Genomic DNA, 4291 nt, shown 5'->3' on the forward strand with positions numbered 1-4291 from the left:
TGGAAAGCGTGTTGAGTGAAAGCTCTCAGGGGTTCGAATCCCCTATCCTCCGCTCAGGCTCGTGCCAGGGAGCACCGGGTGTGCACGATCAACTGCGGACGGACAGCGTGGATAGGCGGCGCGGGCGCTAAAGTTTCCCAGTGAGCATCCGGCGTCGGTCACGGACCGAGCGGGCGCGTCCGCTACGGGCCCGTTTTCGACTTCATCCGGCCCAGGCTGTGGCCGGCGGTTTCGGGCTCGCGATTGTGGTGGGCACGGCGATGCTGATGCTCCCGGTCTCGAAGTCGGGTCCCGGCGGTGCCACCTTCGTGCAGGCACTGTTCACCTCCACGAGTGCGGTGTGTGTGACAGGACTGACGGTGGTGGACACCCCGACATTCTGGTCGCCGTTCGGTCAGGTCGTGATTCTGCTTCTGATCCAGATCGGCGGACTCGGAATCATGATCTTCGCGGCTCTGGTCGGCCTTGTTCTCGCGAGGAAATTCACCGTGCGCTCACGGCTCAATACGGCCGCCGAGGCGAAATCAGTGGGCCTCGACGATATCCGGGGCGTAGCACGCGGCATCGTCCTGACTTCGCTCATCGTCGAAGCGGTGACGTTCGGGATGCTGTTCGTCCGCTTCCTGGCGGGATACGGGTACTCATTGGGCGAGGCATCGTGGTTCGCACTCTTCCACGCAGTCTCCTCGTTCAACAACGCGGGCTTCGCCCTCTACAGCGACAGCTTAATGGGGTTCGTCAACGATCCGTTCATCTGTCTGCCCATCGCTGGGGCGATCATCGTCGGCGGGTTGGGATTTCCCGTTCTGCTCCAGCTACGCAAGGAGTTCCGCCGCCCCCTGCACTGGTCGATGAATACCAAGATCGTGTTGTGGGCGACGGTCGTGCTTCTGACCGCCGGGACCGCATACATCACCCTGCTCGAGTGGAACAATCCGGCCACGTTCGGCGCACTGGATCCTTGGTCTCGGGTCCTGGCAGGATTCTTCCAGTCGGTCCAGACGCGCACCGCGGGATTCAATTCTGTCGATATCGGCGCGATGCACGATGAAACGTGGCTGGGCATGGAGGTATTGATGTTCATCGGCGGCGGACCTGCGGGCACTGCCGGCGGCATCAAGGTCACCACTTTCGCCGTGCTGTTCTTCATCATGATGACCGAGCTTCGCGGTGAGGGGGCCGTGAACATCTTCGGCAAGCGACTCTCCCGTGCGGTGCACCGTCAGGCGATCACGGTGGTGCTCATCGCATTGGCTGCGGTGGTCTTCGGAGCGGGACTGATCATGTTCCTCACCGGTGAAGAGCTGGACCACGCGCTTTTCGAAACCGTCTCGGCTTTCGCGACGGTCGGCCTGTCGACAGGCATCACGGCGAACCTGTCCGAACCGGCACAGATCGTCGTCGTGGCGCTGATGTTCCTCGGACGGATCGGTCCGCTGACGCTGGGTTCAGCGATCGCCCTGCGGGAGCGGCGCATCCTTTACGAGTTCCCGAAAGAGAGGCCGGCAATTGGCTAAGTTCTCATTCTTCTCCGGCGACACCTCACGTCGCATCGCCGAGGCAGACTCCGTCGCCGTCATCGGATTGGGCAGATTCGGCAGCGCGCTGGCGCTGGAACTCATGCGCGCGGGCACGGAGGTACTCGGAATAGACCTGGATGAAGAGCTCGTTCAATCGCTGAACGGAGAACTCACCCAGGTCGTCCGCGCGGACTCGACAAGGGTCGAAGTGCTGAGCCAGCTCGCGATCGATGAGTTCGACCGGGTGGTCGTCGCGATCGGCGGCGACATCTCCGCGTCCATCCTCACCTGCTCGGTGCTGCTGAGCATGAAGATCCCCATCATTTGGGCGAAGGCCGTCGATGACCGACACGGCCAGATTCTCGAGCAGCTCGGGGTCCATCACGTCATCTACCCCGAGAAGGACATGGGCCGCCGCGTCGCGCACCTCGTTCGCGGCGCTGCACTCGACTACATCGAAGTCGCGCCCGGCTACGCCCTCGTCAAGGCCCCTGCTCCGGAGCGGATCCAGGGTGTCGCCCTGGGTGAGACCAACATCCGCCGAAGCCATCGGATCACCATCGCCGCCTACCAGCACGCGGATCAGGCGTGGACGAACGCGGACTACAACACCGTTCTCGACGCGGGCGACACGATCCTCGTGGTGGGTCGCACGAAGGACGCCGAGGCGTTCGCGCAACTGCGCTGAACGGGCCTGCCGCGGACCAAACAGAACGGGTTACCCGCAGCTCAGAAAGTGAGAATCCGAATCCCCTATCCTCTCCCACACGACCTCATCCTCGCCGCGGCGATGCCGGATCTTCGACGCGGCGAGGCCGGCTGATCACGCCACGACCACCCGGTGAGGGCGTTGCCGTTCCAGGACGAAAGCCGACGGCCCGGCTCAGCCACCGCAAGTGCCTGAAAGGCGCAAGCCTGGTCGTTGTCGGGCGGGACGAAGGTCCCGATGGGCCACTCGGCGAGAGGGTACTGTCCAAACCAGATGGCCCGGCGAAGCCCGCCTCGGTTGTCGCAGTCGCGGGTTTCGACCACGTCGCGACCCGGACTCTGAGCAGGGCAAGGAGCGAACATGGAACCGCTGAGTCGGCGAGGCGTCCTGATCCTCGGTGCAACGGGTGCGGCCGTAGCTGTCGGTGGCGGGCTCGTTCTGTGGAGTCAGCTGCAGGGAGCACCGGTCAGCCCGGCGCCCACGGCAAGCCCGCCCGCAGAGCCACCCCCGGCATCCGAATCGACGGGAACCCTTCGTGAGCCGGAAGTTCTCTCCAGCTCAGGGGGCCTCCTCGAACTCACCCTCACCGCGGCGATGACCGACGTCACGATAGCCGGAGCACAGGTTCGCGCGCTGACCTACAACGGCAGCCTGCCAGGCCCGACGCTCAGGGTGCGTCCCGGCGATCGGATCGCGCTCACCGTCCGCAACGAGCTGGGCTCCGAGACGAACATTCACACTCACGGTCTCGTCGTCTCGCCCGAGGGCAACAGCGACAACGTGTTCGTGATGATCGCGCCGGGCGACAGCTTCGACTACGAATACCAGCTCGGTCTCGACCACCCATCGGGTGTGTTCTGGTACCACCCGCATCACCACGGCCATGTCGCCGAGCAGCTGTTCGCCGGCCTGTACGGCGCGATCATCGTCGAAGGCGACCCGATTGTCGAGTCGACTCGGGAACGGCTCCTGGTGATCTCCGACATCGCTTTCGATGCCGATGGGAACGTGCGCGCGGCATCGCAGATGGACCGGATGCTGGGACGCGAAGGTGACATCGTCATGGTCAACGGCCAAACCGGTGGCACGCTGATCGCGCAGCCCGGAGCCGTGGAGCGCTGGCGGATCGTCAATGCCTGCAGTTCGCGCTTCCTGCGCCTGCGATTGGACGGTCAGAAGCTTCAGCTGCTCGGCATCGATTCCGGCCAGTATGCAGAGCCCGTGGACGTTCAGGAGGTGGAGCTCCTGCCCGGCAACCGGGCAGACCTCCTGGTGACCCCGGTTGCCGGGACCTCCGTGCTTCGGACTCTTCCTGTCGACCGAGGCGGAATGGGCGGGGCAGGAGGAATGGGCGGGGCCGGAGGACCGAGCAGTGCGACCACGGGTGCTGACCTGGCCACATTCGCGGTGAGCGGAGCTCCCGCATCCAGCACCGCTGCGATCGCGCCGCTGCCCCCCAAACGAGATCTTCGGCTCGAGCCGATGACCAGCCGCCGCACCCTGACGCTCGCGATGGGCGGCGGCATGGGCATGGGGGGAATGGCGTTCACGATCGACGGCAAGCAGTTCGACGAGGGCCGCATCGACACCGAGATCGAGTATGACGCGCTCGAGGAGTGGACACTGGTCAACACCAGCACGATGGATCACCCCTTCCATCTGCACGTCTGGCCCATGCAGCTCGTCGAGGTCGCCGGCGTCGGCATCGCCCCCACGGACTACCGCGATGTCGTACCCGTCCCCGCCGGCGCCAGCACCGTGGTTCGGATCGCCTTCTCAGGTCTGAAGGGCAAGACCGTCTACCACTGCCACATCCTCGATCACGAAGACCTCGGAATGATGGGCGTCATCAACACGGCGTGATCATGCGTCCGGCCGCGATGGCCCCGGTGCTCCCGAGTGATCGTCGAGGGCACCGTGCACCTGTGCAGGCGTCGGCTCCCGTCCTTCTTGGTAGACGGAGGTCTCGGGTTCGGGGTGCCGTCGGCTTTGCACCACAATCAGTGCGATGCCCAGACCGATGGCGACGAACGAGGCCCACACATTCGCGGGAATCCCGAGG

At 64.7% G+C, this 4291-nt stretch carries 3 protein-coding genes and 1 pseudogene; 3 read left to right on the top strand and 1 reads right to left on the bottom strand.

Annotation, left to right across the window (positions count from 1 at the left end; translation table 11 throughout):
- Positions 1-218: 218 nt before the first annotated feature.
- From QZV84_RS02205 to QZV84_RS02215, 3 genes are all read left to right on the top strand, one after another.
- A complete protein-coding gene (locus QZV84_RS02205; protein WP_363331851.1) occupies positions 219-1517 on the top strand; it encodes a potassium transporter TrkG in 1299 nt (432 codons plus the stop codon).
- Complete coding sequence (locus QZV84_RS02210) at positions 1510-2208, top strand: TrkA family potassium uptake protein (protein ID WP_292824650.1); 699 nt, start codon at positions 1510-1512, stop codon at positions 2206-2208. Before QZV84_RS02205 ends, QZV84_RS02210 begins: the two co-directional genes overlap by 8 nt.
- 381 nt (positions 2209-2589) lie before the next feature.
- Complete coding sequence (locus QZV84_RS02215; protein WP_292824652.1) at positions 2590-4092, top strand: multicopper oxidase family protein; 1503 nt, start codon at positions 2590-2592, stop codon at positions 4090-4092.
- Here the strand turns inward: QZV84_RS02215 and QZV84_RS02220 are convergent.
- Positions 4093-4291, bottom strand: a pseudogene (locus QZV84_RS02220) (prolipoprotein diacylglyceryl transferase); the annotation flags it as partial.

Origin of the sequence: Microbacterium sp., assembly GCF_011620715.1 — a bacterium.
Taxonomy (GTDB): domain Bacteria; phylum Actinomycetota; class Actinomycetes; order Actinomycetales; family Microbacteriaceae; genus Microbacterium.